The following is an 18168-nucleotide window of genomic DNA, read 5'->3' as shown; positions in this document are numbered from 1 at the left end:
GCTAACTAGCTCTTATCTTCCAAGATCGTCTTGTTAGGAATTAGCACCTTTCTGTACAACAGAGGTTGCCGAAGTATCACAGGGCCTAATCCCTCCACTTCTCTTGATAAGAATATTAAATTGTTTAAATTATTCGTTAATAAGTTATATTAGCATGCTCTATTACTTATATCAACCCATTTTACAAAGTATTCGGGTCATTCTGCTAAATCTAGCCATTTTTCTAATAATTGCTCCAATTGCTCCTCTACCCGAAGTTTTTCCAAGCTTAATGCCTCATAATTTTCCCAGTCATTCTCTATGCTAATTTGTTTTGTTAGCTCACCTATAACATTTTCGAGCTCACTTATTCGCTTTTCCAAAGGAATTTCCTTTTGTTGTTTGGCAGGTGTTGTTTCTTTTAATGGCTGATCGATTATTTCTTTCCTAATATTTTCTTTCGAGCAAAACTCATTCCATTTTTCCCTTGCCCATTCGTAAGGGCCTTCAAATGTGGTAAGCACGCCATGCTCTAGCCAAGCAGTCCTTGGAAATAGTTTATTTAGAAAATATCTATCGTGAGATACAGCAATAATAGTCCCTGTAAAATCATCTAGCGCTTCCTCTAATACCTCTCGTGAATCAATATCAAGATGATTCGTTGGCTCATCTAATATGAGACAATTTATATCTTGATGCATTAGCTGAGCAAGACGGAGTCGCATTCTTTCTCCTCCGCTTAAATCAGCAATTCTTTTAAAAACATCCGCCCCGTAGAACATAAACTTCGCTAAAATGTGTCGAGCCTCTCCTTCTGCCACATTTACTTCAGCTCTAAAAATATCTATTAAGCGAGCTTTGGGATCTGTTATTTCGAAATGTTGAGAAAGATATCCTTGGCGCACATTACTACCAAATCGAGCTTCACCCGAGTCTATTAACTCTACTCCCCTGAGAATATTCAAAATGGTAGTTTTACCGGTTCCATTCCTACCAACGATTGCAAGACGGTCCTTCCAATGTACATGAAGTTCTGCACTGTTTAATAACATTTTTTCACCAAAGCTTTTGAAAGCCTCTTCCATTATGACAACTTCTTTTCCGCTTCGGGGTGCCGCATCAAAAGATAGACTCATTTTCTTAGGGTCTATTAGAGGTTTACGAACCTTTTCCATCCGCTCTAATGCCCGTTCCATATTCCTCGCTTGACGGTGTAAACTTGCATTTGGAGGAACTGCTTGGTTAGCCCATATCCTTAATCTTTTTATCGCTTCTCTCATTTTCTTTATCTTTTTTTGTTGCTCCTCATACTGTTGAAATTCACGAGTAAGTTTTTCTTCCTTTTCGATTAGAAAAGAAGAATAATTACCATGATATTTCGTAAGCATACCATCCTCAAGATCTGCAACTTTTGTAACTACCTTATCTAAAAAATATCGGTCATGTGAAATAATAACCACTGTACCTGTATAACTAACTAAATACTCCTCTAACCACTCTATTGCAAACAAATCCAAATGATTAGTCGGCTCATCCAACAGTAAAAGGTCTGGTTTGGTTAATAGTAGCTGTCCAAGCATTATTTTCGTTTGCTCTCCACCACTTAAACTTGAAAATGGCTGTTCTACAAAATCACCTAGCTCTAGCCCTTCAACTACTTTATCAATTTCCGAATCAATCGTATATCCGCCCTGTAACGTGAATTTTTCCTGTATGTCTCCATACTGCTTTAGAAGTATTTCCATCGCCTCAGCATTTACCACTGCTAGTTCGTTTTCAAGTATACTCATCTTTTTCTGTAGTAGCATAGTATCCTCGAAAGCATCATATAACAGGTCTTTTCCTTTAACGCTTTCTGAAAAAGTAGGAATTTGGGCTAAATAACCTATTTTCGCCCCCTTTTTAAAAGTGATTATTCCATGATCAGGTTTTTCAATACCTGCTATTAGCTTAAATAGCGTTGTTTTCCCACTCCCATTTCGTCCAACTATTCCTAATTTGTCCCCCACTTTAATATCTAATGACAGATCATCAAATATAAGATTCCCACCAAGCATTTTACTTATTTCCTGTATTTTGCATATCATTATGTTTCGCTTCCTCTCCAAATTATTGCTGGAAGCATTTTTCTGCATACAAAAAGACTGCTCGAATAAGCGAGCAGTCTTCTAATGTGGTTCAGAAAGAATGGCTTATCAGCTGTGAATTTCATGTAATTGTCTAAAAAAGGACAGACTGGTCCCGTTAGTAGCAAATCCATGAGTAATCGCACATGATGTGGATAAAAATTCCAATATAAATCCATGTGCATTCACAGTGTTTTTCATTCTTCCTTCACCTCCGTTCATTAATGTAAGATTATTTTAACATATTCCATTATTTCGTACAATGTGAATTTTTATTTATTCGTAACCTTCTAATCCCTCTAAGCCAGGATCATTCAATTCATTCGTATTTGGCATTCCTTCATCATTCTCTTTATTGACTTCTGCATTTCCTGATTCAGGCCCAATACTTTGTCTATTATTTTCAATGATTTCAGGTGGTGGAACTTCGTTTGATGTACGATTTTCTCCACAGGCAGTTAAAGTTAACACAGTAAGAATAAATATAACTATAATTTTTTTCATGAAATACTCCTTTTGATACTGCAGCTAAAAAATAAACAGCTACATATCCTTTTCATATAGAATGGACTAAAGAACTTATTTTATCCACAAAAAAACCAGCATAAAAATGCTGGTTTTTTGCTAATTATTCTTCAATGTCAAAGTGTATTTCATCTTCGTCATTATATTCTGAGCCATTTTCAAATAATACAGTTGTTCGTAATATAAGCGTTGTCATTTCCTCTGCACCATCTGGAAGCCATCTTTCATCTGGCATGATTTCAAAAGGAATCATTTGCATATCCTTTGAAGCTACTGTGCCTACCAATTCAATAGAATGCTTGGAAACAACTTTGGGAGCTTCTCCATTAATCACTTTAAAGACTTCTAACTTAATATTCTCGATTTGCTCATAGTCGTGAACTCCATCAATATAAATCGTACCTGAAAGATTGATCCCATGTTCAATATAAGGATGATCCACCACAGTATCAATCTTAATGGATTTCACTTCAATACTGGAGTTGAATTTTTTGGCCATTATTCTCATTCCACCTTGTTATTTGTGTACTCATAGTGTTTTTCAACAACTGGTTCAAATTTATTGTACCTCTTTTTAAACATTGTGTAAAAATGGGAAACGATAACTTTTAAAATAGCATAGCCAGGTATACCCAAAATTACTCCGGGAACTCCAAACATCGCACCAGAAGTTATCAATACAAAAATTATTGTAATCGGGTGCACATGTAATGATTTACCCATAATTTGTGGCGATATAAACTTCCCTTCAATTAACTGAACAATTGTCCAGACTACTGCAAGTTTGATAAGCATGAAAGGAGAGGTAACTAAGGCAATAATTGCAGCTGGAGTTATTGCTATAACTGGACCTAAGTATGGTACGACGCTCGTAACCATTGCTATAACACCCAACAATAATGCATAATCCATTCCAATGATGGTAAAACCAATAAAAATCATAATACCTATACACATAGAGACAAGAATTTGACCCTGAATATACGAGCTGATCTGCTTATCGATGCTAGTAAATACCGACTTTATGTCATCTCTCATGCGAGGCGGGAAAATTTTCAGTACATAAGCAGGAAGCTTTTCCCCATCCTTTAAAAGATAGAATAAGATAAAAGGAACAGTAACGATTGCCAGTATAAAGCTAGTTAATATACCGATAACAGATGAAATTCCTGTTGCAATTCCTGTAAAGGTTTCCTGAAAAAAGGCACCTAGCTCCTTCGGTAAATCATACAGAAGATTAGCAACATCGGTTTCTATTTGCAAATAGTACGTGCTTATAAGAGAGTTCGTTCTCAAGAATGAATCTAAGCGGGTTAAGACTTCTATAAAATAACCTGGAAGCTCTTCTGCCAATTTAAAAAATTGAGCTTTTAAGAATGGAAACACTAAGAAAACTAATAAGGTAATAATACCAACCAAAGCTAAAAAGATGAGGAGTATACCAATCACTCGTTTAACTTTAATTTTTTCTAGCATACGCAATATTGGTCTAAGTAAATAATAGATGATGACTGCTAATATGATTGGTAGGATGACATTCCCTAAAAAAACTGTTAATGGGACAAATATGAAGGAAATTTCATCGTAAATCATGATGATTAAGCCAATCATTAAAAGCAGTATAAGCGTAAATATAGTATTACGACCACCTAAAAATTTTATGTATCTAGTTGAGAAAAAAGAAGGTTTTTCAGGTTCCAATTTTACATAACATCCTTTCCTAACTTAATTTTACGAATGAATAAATTTTATCGCAAATTTAAAAGTCCTATTCACCTAAAAAATCTTCTATTGCTTTTCTATTTTTATCTTCGTCAATTACGAGAACTGCTCCTGCGTGACTATAGTTCTTATCATAATAGCTTCCTTCTACAGGAATAGTCAGTTTATCCATTTCTAGCTTTCCACTAACGATAGCATCCAAGACTCGAATAACTTTATCTTTACGTGAATAGTCGGTTTGGATATACCCTTCGGCTGCTCCTATAAATTTCGGGATATTAGAAACATTTTGTATGGAAATTACCTCATCCTTTAATGCTTCCATTACTTTTTGTTGGCGGGCAACCCTTCCAAAATCACCTTCTCCGTCGGCTCGGAATCGTGCATAACCAAGTATTTCCTGTCCATTGAGCTGTTGTTCACCTTTTGTAAGTGAAACTCCAATTTTCTCAGACATATCCTTCTCTACATCCATTGTAATTCCTTCAGGAGCGAGAATATCTACCAATGATTCAAAGCTTCTAAAATCTATTAATGCATAATGATGGATAGGTATATCAAACATATTCTGAAGAGTTGCCTGCAATAATGGCACTCCGTCTAAATAATAGGCTGTATTTAACTTATAGGACTTATAGTTAGGAATAGCAGCATAAATATCTCGCATAAACGAAATGACTTTAACATCATTTTTTTCTTTATCCCAAGAAATGATCATCATTGTATCAGTTCGGGATTTCTCTTTCCCTCCCGCTCCGGAATCTGCTCCAAGGACTAGAATATTTTCTCGTTCACCTTTTGACCAAGCATCCCCTTTAAAGTCAATGTCCTGTTTTACTTTTGTTTCATTAGCTAAATTATAGCCCTCCCGATATTGTAAAAATGAGTAAATACCAATTGTTAACCCAGCTAGTAACAGAACAGTAAGGAATACTCTTCCTTTCCGTAGTTTTTTTTTCGGTTTATATCGTCTTTCTGTATTTCTTTCTTCAGTCATATTAAATCTCCCCTTGAGCTCTTCATCGATGCTGTTTTGATGGTGCACGTATTTAGTTTCCCATATTTATATCATACTCTTATAATAACGTATTTACAGTGCGTTGGTTTCAGAATTTTGTACAACTTGAAAAGTAATGGTAAAATCATTTTACTATAATAGGAGGGATATAAAAATGATAGAAAGAGCTACGTTCGCAGGAGGCTGTTTTTGGTGCATGGTAAAACCGTTTGATACTTGGGAAGGCATACATAAGGTAACATCAGGATATATGGGTGGTCATATCGAAAACCCCACATATGAACAAGTGAAAAAAGGTAACTCAGGTCATTTAGAGGTGGTAGAAATCCAGTATGACTCCTCTATCTTCGATTATGAGAAACTACTAGAAATATATTGGCAACAAATAGATCCAACGGATGCTGGTGGTCAATTCCAGGATCGAGGCGAAAGCTATACGACAGCTATATTCGTTCATAATGAAGAACAACGCATGCTCGCAGAAAAGTCTAAAGAGCAGCTAGCGGCTAGCGGTAAATTTTCCAAACCGATTGTTACGGTAATTCGAGATGCTGAAACGTTTTACAAAGCAGAGGACTATCACCAAGACTTCTATAAAAAAAGTCCTGATCATTATAAAGAAGACCTTGCTCAATCAGGACGCGTGGAGTTTATCGAAGAACATTGGGAAAAATAATTTAAACTTAACATCAGATTTTCAAGGTAAAATGCTGCAACTACGAGTGTATGGACTGCTGTCGTTCATACACTCATAGTTTTTGTGGGAAGGCATGTTCATCTAGCTTCCCATTGTTTAGTCACTAACTATTTTGTTTTAATGATTATTTAAAACCTTTTCCAACTACAATTTCTTTATTCAAATGAACAAAAACAATCAAATCCCCTTTTTTATCAGAATCCGTATGATTAAATGTAACTGAATATACTTTGTCACCGTCATAAACATCAAAAAGGTATTTTTTATTTTCTTCTGTTACGTTAATCTTCTCAACCACAGAATCCTTTGGAGAAGTTGGTATTAAATCTCGTTCAGATTCTGAAAGACTATTGAATGCCACCATCTCAATCTCAAGTAAAGAACATCCGAATAATGTTATCATTAATATAGATAGAAAATGTAGCTTTAAAATTTTCTTTATAAGTCCACCACGCCATACTTCTATCTTAAAACCATCAATATCTACCATATTCTTCTCTCCATGAAACACACTTTTAGTGTACCTTTGATTGTTTTTTTAAAATTTATCAAAATTTCTTCTTTTAACTTCCTATTATTGGCTTTAATATGTTCTATTTTATTAATATAGCGTTTTGCATTAGTCTTGTTCTAATGCTTTTTTACTTTTACTGCATACAATTTATTACACTGTTTAAAAAACAAATGGAGGACAAAGACCGGGGTTCGGAGAAGATGGATGCAAAGAATTTGCAGTGACTCAATTGTTAGCAGAATTCTTGCTTCAACAAAAGCTCGGTGCACTAAAGAAGGAATTAATCGCCAATTTGACCGCTGAACAATGGTTTGAAACTTTTCAGTATTTTAAGGGTCGTTGCGCTTATTGCGAGATTGAAGGTTATTTGACACAAGATCATTTTATCCCATTATCAAATATGGGGATTTACAGTAAAAGCAACATAATCCCTGCTTGTGAACCATGTAACTATAAAAAGTCCACTAAAGACTTCGATATTTGGTACAAAGCCTATGACCATTATTCAGAAGATAGAGAAAAGAAAATACTTGAATTTTTGAAGGGAGTCCTTGAAGAAAAGGTCTAGATATCCCAGTCGTTAATTCAGATTAAATAAAAGGGCAATACTACTTGTGAGTGTAGTATTACCCTAAAGTTTTTTAATTTTGTTACCCATTACAATTACACTAATTAACGGAAATCTTATCCCCTTATTTAGGACCAGTATAAAATAGACTATTTATAAATTATTCACCTTTTATAAGTCCACCAGCTACACCAGACATCACTACCATATCAGCTATAAGTTCATCAGCTTCTTCACCTTGTCCATCACCATAATAAGCATCTAAAGCTTCAATAAACCAGTCGACATCAAATTCAACAGTTGATCCTACTTCCCGAATATTTTTAAGTGCATCATTAACCATTATATACTTTACGCCTTCATCATATCCAACCCAATCAGAACCGTTTGCAGATTTTAGATTCCAATTTACACTATCCTTCGTTGCTGATACTTCTTTCATCTCACGGTCTATCATTTCCTCAAAACTAATTCCACTATAAAATTCTTCGTTACCCTTCGTATAGCTTATACCTCCACCATCAATAAAAAACGAGTCAGGATCAGCATCACCAAAGTCATAAGACATACTATAATTATGTTCCGAAGTGTTTAAATCAATATAATCAATATCACAATCTATATTTTCATTACAATAGAATTCAGAATAGTTATTTCTTCCTGCTTTTTGAATATTTTTGTAGATTTCCTCAAAAAACTGATATTTTTCTGGTATCGATAGTTTATCAAAACTGTCATCTAATTCACCTTTTAATGTATACACATAATTTTCATCTTCACTTTCCGTGTAACCGATTGTGAGAAGATGATCGCCAAACTGTTCATTATTTGCTATATCATCTAAGAGTTGGTCTAAGTTTTTAGTACTAGACTCACATCCAGATAACAAAACGACTAAAATAAAGATTAATAAAAATACCGATTTCTTCAAAATTCTCCCTCTATTCTATATATATTCTTATTCATTATCCTAAAATAGCAAAAAAAAACAAGGATTATCTTTTAGAAAATTAATAATAAAATTACTAATATTGATTAAGGGGTTGAAAATATTATTAGTCCCTTACTATTCATCTTTTATGGAGGTAGTTATGTTACATTTGGTTTTTACAAATTAAAAAATATTAGACTTGATGACATAAGGGACATAAGTAGGATATTATCAAGCTCATTATTACGCCATGCAAAAGCTTCCTTCGTCTAGAGCGATTCTTATTTGACACTTAACAGCAAAGTAAAAAGGCTTAAGAAAAACCTCATGTTTCAGTTTCCATAAGCTCTCTAGAACTATTTCATAGTAATTTCCTGTACTGGCTTTTCTCTGACTACCCTGATTTTACAAAAAGCTTGTTACTAAAATGGCTCGATAAAAATCCATTTGAAATTTAACTGATCAAGAATGACATTGAACGCGAAAAAGACAATAATAAAGATATTATGTATCGAATTACTGAAAATTGAGTACCCAAAACAATTTATAATGAAACATACGTTTTTATTTAAGATTAGGGCGCTAACCCTATTTCAGATTTTAAACGCCAATTGAAAGAATTTTAGGAAGAACCAAACTTCTTAAAATAACATTATACGGTTTAAGACATACCCACTGTACGATTTTATTAAATTTTAGACTAAATGTGAAAACTATTGCTGAAAGGTTCGGCAATACAGTTTAGATGGTCTATAAAGTATATGGTCACGTATTAACTGAGTTAGAAGTAGAATCTGTATCAATTTTTAGTTAAAGCTTACAAGCTAGTGGGGCTAATTTAGGGGCTAATTATTAACTAAAGTAATTTAAACCCTATAACCCATGGGGTTTATAGATTTTGTTTAAATTACGTGCTATAATAAGAGCATTGTGAATTTTAGGAGGTATAGCATGATTGCAGTAAGTAATGTAAGTCTTCGATTTGGTGATCGTAAATTATTCGAAGATGTAAATATAAAGTTTACACCTGGTAACTGTTATGGGTTAATCGGTGCAAACGGAGCTGGTAAATCTACATTTATCAAAATCTTGTCGGGGGAAATTGAGCCACAAGAAGGTAATGTGATTATGAATCCAGATGAGCGCTTAGCGATTTTGAAGCAAAATCACTTTGAGTATGAAGAATACAACGTGCTTGAAACAGTGATCATGGGTCATAAACGTTTATATGAAGTAATGAACGAAAAAAATGCAATTTACATGAAGGAAGATTTTTCTGACGAAGATGGTATGCGTGCCGCTGAGTTAGAAGGAGAATTTGCAGACCTTAACGGTTGGGAAGCAGAATCAGAGGCAGCCATCCTTTTACAAGGACTAGGTATTCCTGATAGCATGCACCAAAAGAAACTGTCTGAATTAACTGGGTCAGAAAAAGTAAAAGTACTTTTAGCTCAAGCTTTATTTGGCAAACCAGATGTACTTTTACTAGATGAGCCTACCAACCATTTAGATATCAAAGCAATTCAATGGCTAGAAGATTTCCTGATCAACTTTGAAAATACTGTAATCGTAGTTTCGCATGACCGTCACTTTTTAAATAAAGTATGTACACACATTGCAGACCTAGATTTCAGCAAAATCCAAGTTTATGTAGGCAACTATGACTTCTGGTATGAATCAAGCCAGCTTGCTACTAAAATGGCTCAGGATCAAAATAGTAAAAAAGAAGAAAAAATTAAAGAACTACAAGCCTTCATTGCTCGCTTTAGTGCAAATGCATCTAAATCAAAGCAAGCAACATCTCGTAAAAAAATGTTAGATAAGATTGAACTAGATGATATTAGACCTTCTTCTCGTAAATATCCATATGTGAACTTCTCTATGAAGCGTGAAATTGGTAATGACGTATTACAGGTTCAAGATTTAGGTTATTCGCTAGAGAACGAAAAACTATTCTCAGGTATGAACTTCACTATGAACAAAGACGATAAAATTATCTTGTTAGGTGATGAGCTTGCTAAATCTGCTTTACTTCGTATGCTTGCAGAAGAGGAAGAGCCACAAGAAGGCTCTATTCGTTGGGGTGTAACTACATCTCGTGCTTACTTCCCATTAGACAATGCAAAATACTTTAACGGTACAGAAACTTCACTAGTTGATTGGTTACGCCAATATTCACCTGATGATGAAAGTGAAACATTCCTTCGTGGTTTCCTAGGACGTATGCTTTTCTCTGGGGAAGAAGTGAAGAAGAAACCTTCTGTCCTTTCTGGTGGAGAAAAAGTTCGTTGTATGCTTTCTAAAATGATGCTTTCCGAAAGTAATGTTTTATTGCTAGATGAGCCTACTAACCATTTAGACTTGGAATCCATCCAAGCATTGAATAATGGATTAATTGCGTTCAAAGGCGCTATGATATTCACTTCTCATGACCATCAGTTCATCCAAACGATTGCAAATCGTGTAATCGAAATCCGCAAGGACGGCTCTATTCTAGATAAACAGCTGACATACGATGAATTCTTAGAATGGAAAGAATCTCAAAAATTATAATACGTAAAAAGGGTATTCGTAAATATTTACGATACCCTTTTTTTTATATCCCATGGTACTTTTTTCGTATAAAAAAGGGTGTTAGACGTATAGTCTTACACCTTCTTAGATGTTTTTATAAAACGTCCTAGCAATGAACGTGCTGGTAATTTCCCAAGCAAGCTATCACTTGTTTCCGATACCTTTTTCATTGTATCTAACAGCTTATGTTCTCCAGCCCAATGCTCTTCTACGATTTCAGGGGAAAACTTATTTAAAAGCATATTGACAATAAATGCTGCAACAATAATATCATCCATGTATCCACCTGGTCCTATTAAGCCCTCGGGTAATATATCAATTGGAGTAATAAAGTATAGGATACCGCTACCAATAAGTGTTTTACTTTTTGCGTCAATGCGATCATCTAGCATAGATTTTATAAGTAAATGGAAAAAATCTGGAGCAAAAAGAAGGTATGGAGTAAACTTACCTAACTTGTTTGATTTGGAATCTACATATTTCGTTATTTTAGCACGTAGTTTTGTGTAAAAGTCTTGTTGCTCCTCATAGGAAGGTAATTCCTTTTTTAACTCTAAATTCATACAAAGCTCCCCTTTCTTGTTCTCACTATACCAAAAATTTTGGAAAAAGAAACTTAAATAGCACTCATTCGAGTATATTAATGAGCACTTCAAAGAGTTAGTTTTATAATTAGCCCTTTACTATAAAAAAAATCATAGTAGTAAACTGGTGAAATCTATTTATAAATATAGCTATTATTGTAAATACATTTTATCTAGTTTCAAGTATTCATTTAAAGCCTGCTGTAATGTGCCATAAGTTCTTGTATCTTTATCAAATAGCATGCCTAATCGAATCATTTGTCGAACAACCTCAGGTCTTAAACCAGTAATTACTGTTTGGCATCCCATCATTGATGTACCATAAATTGTCTTTAACAGATGTTCTATTACTTCTGTCTCCATTTCTGCTATACCTGATAAATCTATTATTAAAGTTTGGATTCTGAGTTTACTAATTTCAGTTAATACTTTTTCTTCTAGAATTGAAGTTCTATATGTATCTACTGATCCAATTAAAGGTAAAATACAAATGGAAGGTGTGATCGGTATTATTGGTACAGATAAAGTTTCAACTACTTTTTTCTGAGAGGATATCAAAGCATCTTTATAAGTTGAATAATTAATAAAAAATTCGTTTAAGAAGTTGTCAATTCTATTATTTAGCTGCTTTTCAATTTTAAAGAAGTCCTCTAGGTCCATCATTTGATCGGAATCATTCAATTCCTTTATAAACCTCCACATGGTTCGACGGATAGCTTGCACCCATTCTAATTTAAAAGAAAGCGTTAAAGAATGAGTTGCCCACGCAATCCCTTCTTGTTTAGCAAATAGATCTAACTCCTCATCATTACCATCGATAATGTTTTTAATAAGATGATGCGCATTATTGATAAGATCAATATCACCAACTCTTAAAATATCATTAATCTTATCTTTAACATTTACAGCCTCTGATAAAAGATTATCTTCGACTTTCCCCTTGTTACCCTCGAAATATTCTTTAATTCCTCCATCTAATAATAGCTTTTCCAAGTGACATCCCCCTATAATCTATATAAAATTAAACACTCGATACTTATACCCGAATTCTTTGGATATTAAACACTATGTAGATAGTGTTTTCTTTAGAGTTTAATATTTTTTGGAAAAAAAATAGCCCATCATAATGATGGGCTTCCTACTTATAGTTTTGTTACATTTGCAGCTTGTGGCCCGCGATTTCCTTCTACAACTTCAAATTCTACACTTTGGCCTTCTTCAAGTGATTTGAAGCCATCACCTTGAATAGCAGAGAAGTGTACGAATACATCATTTTCTCCTTCAATTTCGATGAATCCAAATCCTTTTTCTGCATTAAACCATTTTACAGTACCTTGTTTCATGTTATTACCTCCAAAAATAAAATTAACAATATGTAAACTAAAAAATTCACATATTCCATGAAGTACCGACATCACATCATCGATCACTACATGGGATATGTGAATTGCTCAACCGGTTTATACTTTATTGTTACTATAAATTATAGCAGTTGGATAAATTTAGTCAACAAATAATTACATTATTCTAAATCGTTTACTTGATATTAAATATGATTCCATGGAAAATTTGTAAGTCATCTTCACACGACTCACAATAACATTGTTCCTTTACTGACCAAAATGCCCAATACTTATCGTTTCTCATCTCTTCTTTTGGGAACTTCCTTCTTAATTCGGTTAGTTTTTTTTCTAAAAATAAGCGAGCTTGGTCCTCTTGATCAAATTCCGCTTTTTCCATTATAAACTCTTCCCAGCCCTCAAAAGCCCACCACGGCTCATAGTCTGCTTTCATATAAATAACCTCATACATATTGTAATCGCCTCTAATACTTTTTATTAATACATATTTTACTGCTCACAAAGAAAATGTCTACTCTTTTGACTTTTGAAACTGAATAAATTGAAAAAATTTGCTATTTACGTTAAGTTATAAATAACATCAAAGTAAATAAAAGAGAAATTAAACGGTAATATGCTCCCATTAATTTCGACATATATGAAACCTTCTTTTCTCTCGTTCGTATAATGTAGTGTATATATAAGGAGGTCTTGACTATGACACAAGTAATACAAACCGTCATTCGTCATATTATTAATGTTCCTGTCATGATTACATCATGGCTAATTTTCTTCTTCCCAGTTGAATTAGGTTTTTTTGTAAGCTCAGCGTTAGCAGTAGTTACCTACCTAACTTCTAATTTTGCTATCAAAAAAATTCAACAGAGATCTATTATGAAGAAATATGATTTAACTTCATCAGAGTATTTTCATATTCGAAAGCAGATTAAGGAAGCAACAGCAAAAGTTCGTACACTTAATAACCATTATTTAAAAGTACGATCAGTGAGCTCTTTTAAACAGCTTTTCGAATTAAATAGATTAGCAAAACGAATTATTGCCTTAGTTAAAGCAAACCCAAAGAAATTTTACCAAGCTGAAAACTTCTTCTACGCTCATTTAGATTCGGCAGTAGAGCTAACATCTAAGTATACATTCTTAGTTTCTCAGCCATCAAAGAACAAAGAGATGAAAATTGCTTTGCAGGATACTCGTGAAACACTAGAATCCATTAACTCTGTCATGGAAGATGACTTAAAAAATGTTCTTGCTAGTGATATGGAGCATTTAAGAATGGAACTTGATTTTGCTAAACTATCCGTATCTAAAAACGAAAAACCTTTATATCTAAAAGGAGAGACAACAAATGAGCGAAAATATCTCGAATAAAACAGACGATCTTTTAATGGACGAACTACTTAATAATCCATTTTCTCTAAATGAAACAAAGCCTCAAACATTAACTAAACAAGCAAATGAGGCGCTACCAACTAAATTAATTGATCGCTTATCGGAAGAAGAGAAACAAAAAGCTAAGCAGCTAGCAGATCAAATACCTGCTGGTAATTATGAAGCGATCTTAACATATGGAGCCAATGCTCAAACAGAGCTTACCCGCTTTTCACATCAAATGCTGGACCATGTGCAAAAGAAAGATATCGGACCAGTTGGAGATATATTAGGCGACTTAATGAAAAAACTATCAGAGCTAAATCCTGAAGAGCTTTCAAACGAAAAGAAAAGTGGTATTAAAAAGCTTTTTAATCGTGTAAACAGATCTGTTCAAGAAATGATGACAAAATATCAAAAGCTTAGTACACAAATCGACCGTATCGGCATTCAATTGGAGCATTCAAAACGTGGTCTAGTAGAGGATGTTCAAATGTTAGATAAGCTATATGATCAAAACAAAACATATTTTCAAGCATTAAACGTTTATATTGCAGCTGCTGAACTAAAAAAAGATGAAATACTCAACGTTACGATACCAGAACTAAAAAGAAAAGCTGAAATGTCAAACGACCAAATGGCTTACCAGGAAGTTAATGATATGGCCCAATTTGTAGATCGACTTGAAAAACGAGTTTATGACCTACAGCTTTCACGTCAGATTACCATCCAAAGTGCGCCACAAATACGTATGATTCAACAAACAAACCAAACGTTAGCTGAAAAAATACAATCTTCTATCATGACATCCATTCCATTATGGAAAAACCAAATTGCGATTGCCTTAACGTTAAATCGTCAACAAAAAGCAGTAGCAGCTCAAAGACAAGTTACAAAAACAACGAACGACCTACTATTGAAAAACTCGGAAATGCTTAAAGTGAATAGTATTGAAACAGCTAAAGAAAATGAGCGAGGTATCGTTGAAATCGATACATTGAAGAAAACACAGGAAAACCTTCTGCAAACAATTGAGGAAACAATGCGTATTCAAGCAGATGGAAGAGTTAAACGAAAAGCTGCTGAAATTGAAATTGGTCGAATGGAAGAAGAACTAAAACAACGTCTCCTTCTTATTGCTGACCAATCTAAAAACAGATCCGTTCAACCATAATTTGCTTTAAAAATGGCTAGAGTCAAACTCAAATTTCTGAGTTTGACTCTATTTTTTATATAGAACTGTAAATTGGAAGTTCCGTTAGAACGAGTAGTAAAGAAATTTAGTATATTGAGATGCAGTTTTATCCTTTATGGGCTTTAAGTTTAGATCACTAAAATATTCGAAAACCTTCTTGCAATTATTCGTATCTTGGCATTTTGTATTGGTTTCTTCACCCTCATGAGAATTTCTAGTTATATAAAAGTCTACCACATCGGTTTCAGATGAATATTCTTTTATAGGATTATATGAAATATTATAATATATGAAATTATTGTAAACAAAAAATGGGCTAGGAGATCTCCTCCAAGCTCATTTTAATTTGATTTCTTCTTTGCTAAATTACCTGTTAGTTTAAGTGGAAATTACCATTCTTTTAAATACCCAATATACCTCTACCGTGACCATTTTCTAATCTCTGCACCAGTAACTCCATACAATTTTCGGCATCTTCCCTATCGTCAAATACAGTTTGTAACACTGTTTCTTCTAGTCCTTCTCCGTGGAATGATACAACGTAATAACCTAAACCATTTACTTTTTTGTAGTCGTTTTTTAGGAGAAATTCTATACCTTCCTTTTCGGATTTTAAAAGGTGATATGCTGGTACATCATCTAACAAAGTAATCTTTATCTCCTCTACCGGTCTAATCATATTCAATTCACTCTCGTTGATGATGGTCGAGAATTCTTCATATTTTTTAATTACTATATTCGATAAGTGATGACTGTATTCATCAACCTCAAGAGGAAGAGGATATAGTCCTTTGTTCTTTTGTTCTTGGAAATATTCAGAGAATCCTTTATCCAATGCTTTAGCAAATCTCTCAAAGTCAAATTTATAATTGTGAAAAATAGGCTTACGACTATCTTCGCTAGAAGTAAGACGTTCAACACATAGGTTTTTCTCCTCCACCGTTAAATAATATTCCGCTGGAATACCGTAACCGTTTATGTTATCTTTGTTCACTTTCCCAGTCCATAGTTCTAAAAGAATATGAAAGAAATGAGGAACTGAAACGAATGGAATCATAAATTTGAATTCGAGTTCTTGACCATCTCCATTAAATTTAATTATAGCGTCTCTGTATTTATTTATATCATAAATACATGTATATTGATTTTCCACAAAAAACACCCCTTTAGTTATCTAGTTGACCTGACCTGCTTCGTTCGTTTAAGTGTAACATCTCACACACTACATTGCTTCAAAAAAAAAGAACCTCTAGTCTTTAATAACAGGTTCGGAACTAGGGGAGAAAACATCAAATCAAGTACCAATTCGGGACGCCATTCGCATATGAATTGGTGTCCCTGTTTTCGTTGTTATATCAATGTTATGACACATAATATGGATAATTTGGTATAGTTACTAGCATATCAATTCATAACACCACCTAAATTTACGTGGCATTGCGTATTACAATCCTAATTGCAATGTTAAGACATATGTTAATTTGTTGAATAATAGTTGTTATGAAAATAGTTTTCAAAATAGTTAAATTAACCAAAAGAAAGAAAGTTTATATGGTAAAGTAGATTACAGTTAAAGTAATCATTCAACAAGCGGAGCCTTTTGTGAAACAGACTGGAGGGATTAATATAAAAAAAAGTATATGGATTGCGATAAGTGTAATTTTAATCCTTGTCATAGCAACTCCTTTTGTCGTTATTTACTTGTTAAACAACGGAAATCCTTATACAAAATATATGGCAAATAAAAATGGGCCAGTTTATTTGGAGGAACAGGGGTACAAAGAAAGCGACATAGAGGAATTGCATTTTGTGGAACCTAAACACGTCATAAATAAAGATTTTTATCATGGTCATTACATGGTTGTTTTTAGAGACGAACCAGACGTGATGTATTATTATGGATTAACTAAAAAAGACAAGCAGGTTAAGCAATTTTGTGAAAAGGATAAATTGTTACCCAATGGTGTTATAGATATTTTTGAAGGCGAGACAAAACATAGTGAAGAAAAATGTGTTAACTCTCTAGAAAATCAAAATTAAGCAATCGACGTGATTGTTAAGTAAGGTTTAGTGAAATCACAATAATAAAATACGACAAGTAAAAACGCACAGATTATTACTGTGCGTTTTTTAATACCGTTTATACTGTTATTTAGGATACGAAATGTGTACCGATTAGGGTGATAATTGAGGTGCTTTTAGCATTTTCTCCCCATCAACCGAACTCGTTAAGTCTTTAACTAAGCCTTTTTAAAATATATCTACATGAAGAGTACGCTCTGACTTCAAAACACCTAAAAATTCCAATAATAAAAATATACCTTTCTAAAAATTTTTATAGTCCTTTTTTATTTGTTGATTTCACCATAGTACTTTTAGTTCCATTTGAGCAAATATCAACATTTATCTATAACAGCCTAAAGGGATTTAAACTACTAAAAACGAATAAATAAATTATTGATATTTAGGAGATGATTAAAATGGAGATAGTCATTAAAGAACTACCTGTATACGAGGTAGCCTTTGTTAGACGAACTGGAAGTTATTTTGAACCGCAAGAACACTGGGGTAATTTAATGCACTGGGCATATGAAAATGGTTTTTTTCCACCCCATCAGTCATTTATAGGAATATCCTTGGATGATCCCAACATTGTTGAAAGTAATAAATGTCGACACGATGCTTGTGTTACAATTCCTGAAGGCTTTGATAAAACGAAACATAAAAATATGCAATTCAAAAAGCTGGATGGTGGACAATATGCTATGTATGAATTTTATGATAGTCCTGAAAAATTGAATTCAGCTTATAAATATATGTTTGAACATTGGCTTCCAATTAGTAATTATGATGCTGATCATGCCAGATATAATCTGGAGTTTAACATGAATAATCCCGTTGAAGACCCAGAAGGGAAATTAAAAGTAGACTTGTTTGTTCCCATAAAAAAACGAAAAGCTTAACTGGATTAGGGGAAATCAGATAGGAAAATGTGAATTAAGTTCC

General features: G+C 33.6%; 20 protein-coding genes and 1 riboswitch. Of the genes, 7 read left to right on the top strand and 13 right to left on the bottom strand.

Going from position 1 to position 18168, the window contains the following annotated elements; all coding sequences use genetic code 11:
* Window positions 1–9 precede the first annotated feature (9 nt).
* Window positions 10–113, bottom strand: a riboswitch (SAM riboswitch).
* Between the two features lie 84 nt (window positions 114–197).
* From abc-f to NSQ95_RS08970, 6 genes are all read right to left on the bottom strand, one after another.
* The gene (gene abc-f, locus NSQ95_RS08995) at window positions 198–2066 is read right to left on the bottom strand and encodes an ABC-F type ribosomal protection protein (RefSeq protein WP_342560723.1); all 1869 of its coding nucleotides are present in this window, start codon (window positions 2064–2066) and stop codon (window positions 198–200) included.
* A 108-nt stretch (window positions 2067–2174) separates the two neighbouring features.
* Entirely contained in the window at window positions 2175–2306 is a 132-nt protein-coding gene (locus NSQ95_RS08990) for an RAxF-45 family protein (protein ID WP_298467850.1), read from the bottom strand.
* 75 nt (window positions 2307–2381) lie between these two features.
* Window positions 2382–2609 (bottom strand): hypothetical protein, encoded by a 228-nt coding sequence (locus NSQ95_RS08985; RefSeq protein WP_342560722.1) that lies wholly within the window; start codon window positions 2607–2609, stop codon window positions 2382–2384.
* A gap of 124 nt (window positions 2610–2733) precedes the next feature.
* Window positions 2734–3129, bottom strand: a complete 396-nt coding sequence (locus tag NSQ95_RS08980; RefSeq protein WP_169361414.1) for a sporulation protein — start codon at window positions 3127–3129, stop codon at window positions 2734–2736.
* A gap of 5 nt (window positions 3130–3134) precedes the next feature.
* Window positions 3135–4331: an AI-2E family transporter gene (locus NSQ95_RS08975; RefSeq protein ID WP_342560721.1), complete on the bottom strand. Its 1197-nt coding sequence runs from the start codon at window positions 4329–4331 to the stop codon at window positions 3135–3137.
* A 67-nt stretch (window positions 4332–4398) separates the two neighbouring features.
* Complete coding sequence (locus tag NSQ95_RS08970) at window positions 4399–5349, bottom strand: LCP family protein (protein WP_342560720.1); 951 nt, start codon at window positions 5347–5349, stop codon at window positions 4399–4401.
* A 175-nt stretch (window positions 5350–5524) separates the two neighbouring features.
* On the opposite strand from NSQ95_RS08970, the gene msrA reads away from it, so the two are divergent.
* Complete coding sequence (gene msrA / locus NSQ95_RS08965; RefSeq protein WP_342560719.1) at window positions 5525–6046, top strand: peptide-methionine (S)-S-oxide reductase MsrA; 522 nt, start codon at window positions 5525–5527, stop codon at window positions 6044–6046.
* A gap of 145 nt (window positions 6047–6191) precedes the next feature.
* Here msrA and NSQ95_RS08960 read toward each other — a convergent pair whose 3' ends face one another.
* On the bottom strand, window positions 6192–6557 hold the full coding sequence (locus tag NSQ95_RS08960) for a hypothetical protein (protein WP_342560718.1): 366 nt from the start codon (window positions 6555–6557) through the stop codon (window positions 6192–6194).
* A 253-nt stretch (window positions 6558–6810) separates the two neighbouring features.
* On the opposite strand from NSQ95_RS08960, the gene NSQ95_RS08955 reads away from it, so the two are divergent.
* The gene (locus NSQ95_RS08955; protein ID WP_342560717.1) at window positions 6811–7149 is read left to right on the top strand and encodes an HNH endonuclease signature motif containing protein; all 339 of its coding nucleotides are present in this window, start codon (window positions 6811–6813) and stop codon (window positions 7147–7149) included.
* A 160-nt stretch (window positions 7150–7309) separates the two neighbouring features.
* Here the strand turns inward: NSQ95_RS08955 and NSQ95_RS08950 are convergent, their stop codons facing one another.
* A complete protein-coding gene (locus tag NSQ95_RS08950; protein ID WP_342560716.1) occupies window positions 7310–8080 on the bottom strand; it encodes a hypothetical protein in 771 nt (256 codons plus the stop codon).
* Between the two features lie 951 nt (window positions 8081–9031).
* Here NSQ95_RS08950 and NSQ95_RS08945 point away from each other — a divergent pair.
* Window positions 9032–10633 (top strand): ATP-binding cassette domain-containing protein, encoded by a 1602-nt coding sequence (locus NSQ95_RS08945; RefSeq protein ID WP_169361410.1) that lies wholly within the window; start codon window positions 9032–9034, stop codon window positions 10631–10633.
* Between the two features lie 95 nt (window positions 10634–10728).
* Here the strand turns inward: NSQ95_RS08945 and NSQ95_RS08940 are convergent, their stop codons facing one another.
* The 4 genes from NSQ95_RS08940 to NSQ95_RS08925 all read right to left on the bottom strand — a co-directional run bounded on the left by NSQ95_RS08940 (window position 10729) and on the right by NSQ95_RS08925 (window position 13050).
* A complete protein-coding gene (locus NSQ95_RS08940) occupies window positions 10729–11217 on the bottom strand; it encodes a DUF1232 domain-containing protein (protein ID WP_169361409.1) in 489 nt (162 codons plus the stop codon).
* 174 nt (window positions 11218–11391) lie between these two features.
* Window positions 11392–12204 carry an STAS domain-containing protein gene (locus NSQ95_RS08935; RefSeq protein ID WP_342560801.1) on the bottom strand — a complete coding sequence of 271 codons (813 nt, stop codon included), beginning with the start codon at window positions 12202–12204 and terminating at the stop codon, window positions 11392–11394.
* A gap of 176 nt (window positions 12205–12380) precedes the next feature.
* Entirely contained in the window at window positions 12381–12581 is a 201-nt protein-coding gene (locus tag NSQ95_RS08930; RefSeq protein ID WP_169360097.1) for a cold-shock protein, read from the bottom strand.
* Window positions 12582–12774: 193 nt separating this feature from the next.
* The gene (locus NSQ95_RS08925) at window positions 12775–13050 is read right to left on the bottom strand and encodes a DUF1033 family protein (protein WP_340883622.1); all 276 of its coding nucleotides are present in this window, start codon (window positions 13048–13050) and stop codon (window positions 12775–12777) included.
* Window positions 13051–13295: 245 nt separating this feature from the next.
* Here NSQ95_RS08925 and NSQ95_RS08920 point away from each other — a divergent pair, with 245 nt between their 5' ends.
* Window positions 13296–13967, top strand: coding sequence for a 5-bromo-4-chloroindolyl phosphate hydrolysis family protein (locus NSQ95_RS08920; RefSeq protein ID WP_251553186.1), 672 nt, complete (start codon window positions 13296–13298; stop codon window positions 13965–13967).
* A complete protein-coding gene (locus NSQ95_RS08915; protein ID WP_169360100.1) occupies window positions 13945–15141 on the top strand; it encodes a toxic anion resistance protein in 1197 nt (398 codons plus the stop codon). Before NSQ95_RS08920 ends, NSQ95_RS08915 begins: the two co-directional genes overlap by 23 nt.
* Before the next feature lie 421 nt (window positions 15142–15562).
* Here the strand turns inward: NSQ95_RS08915 and NSQ95_RS08910 are convergent, their stop codons facing one another.
* Window positions 15563–16315: a hypothetical protein gene (locus NSQ95_RS08910; RefSeq protein ID WP_342560715.1), complete on the bottom strand. Its 753-nt coding sequence runs from the start codon at window positions 16313–16315 to the stop codon at window positions 15563–15565.
* 449 nt (window positions 16316–16764) lie between these two features.
* On the opposite strand from NSQ95_RS08910, the gene NSQ95_RS08905 reads away from it, so the two are divergent.
* Both NSQ95_RS08905 and NSQ95_RS08900 read left to right on the top strand, forming a co-directional pair.
* Window positions 16765–17202, top strand: a complete 438-nt coding sequence (locus NSQ95_RS08905) for a DUF3139 domain-containing protein (RefSeq protein ID WP_342560714.1) — start codon at window positions 16765–16767, stop codon at window positions 17200–17202.
* Between the two features lie 440 nt (window positions 17203–17642).
* Window positions 17643–18125, top strand: a complete 483-nt coding sequence (locus NSQ95_RS08900; protein ID WP_342560713.1) for a GyrI-like domain-containing protein — start codon at window positions 17643–17645, stop codon at window positions 18123–18125.
* The last annotated feature ends 43 nt before the right edge of the window (window positions 18126–18168 follow it).

The sequence above is a fragment of the Psychrobacillus sp. FSL W7-1457 genome, from assembly GCF_038593405.1.
Taxonomy (GTDB): domain Bacteria; phylum Bacillota; class Bacilli; order Bacillales_A; family Planococcaceae; genus Psychrobacillus.
Note: the sequence above shows the minus strand (reverse complement) of the source record. Positions and strands in the feature narration are given on the sequence as shown.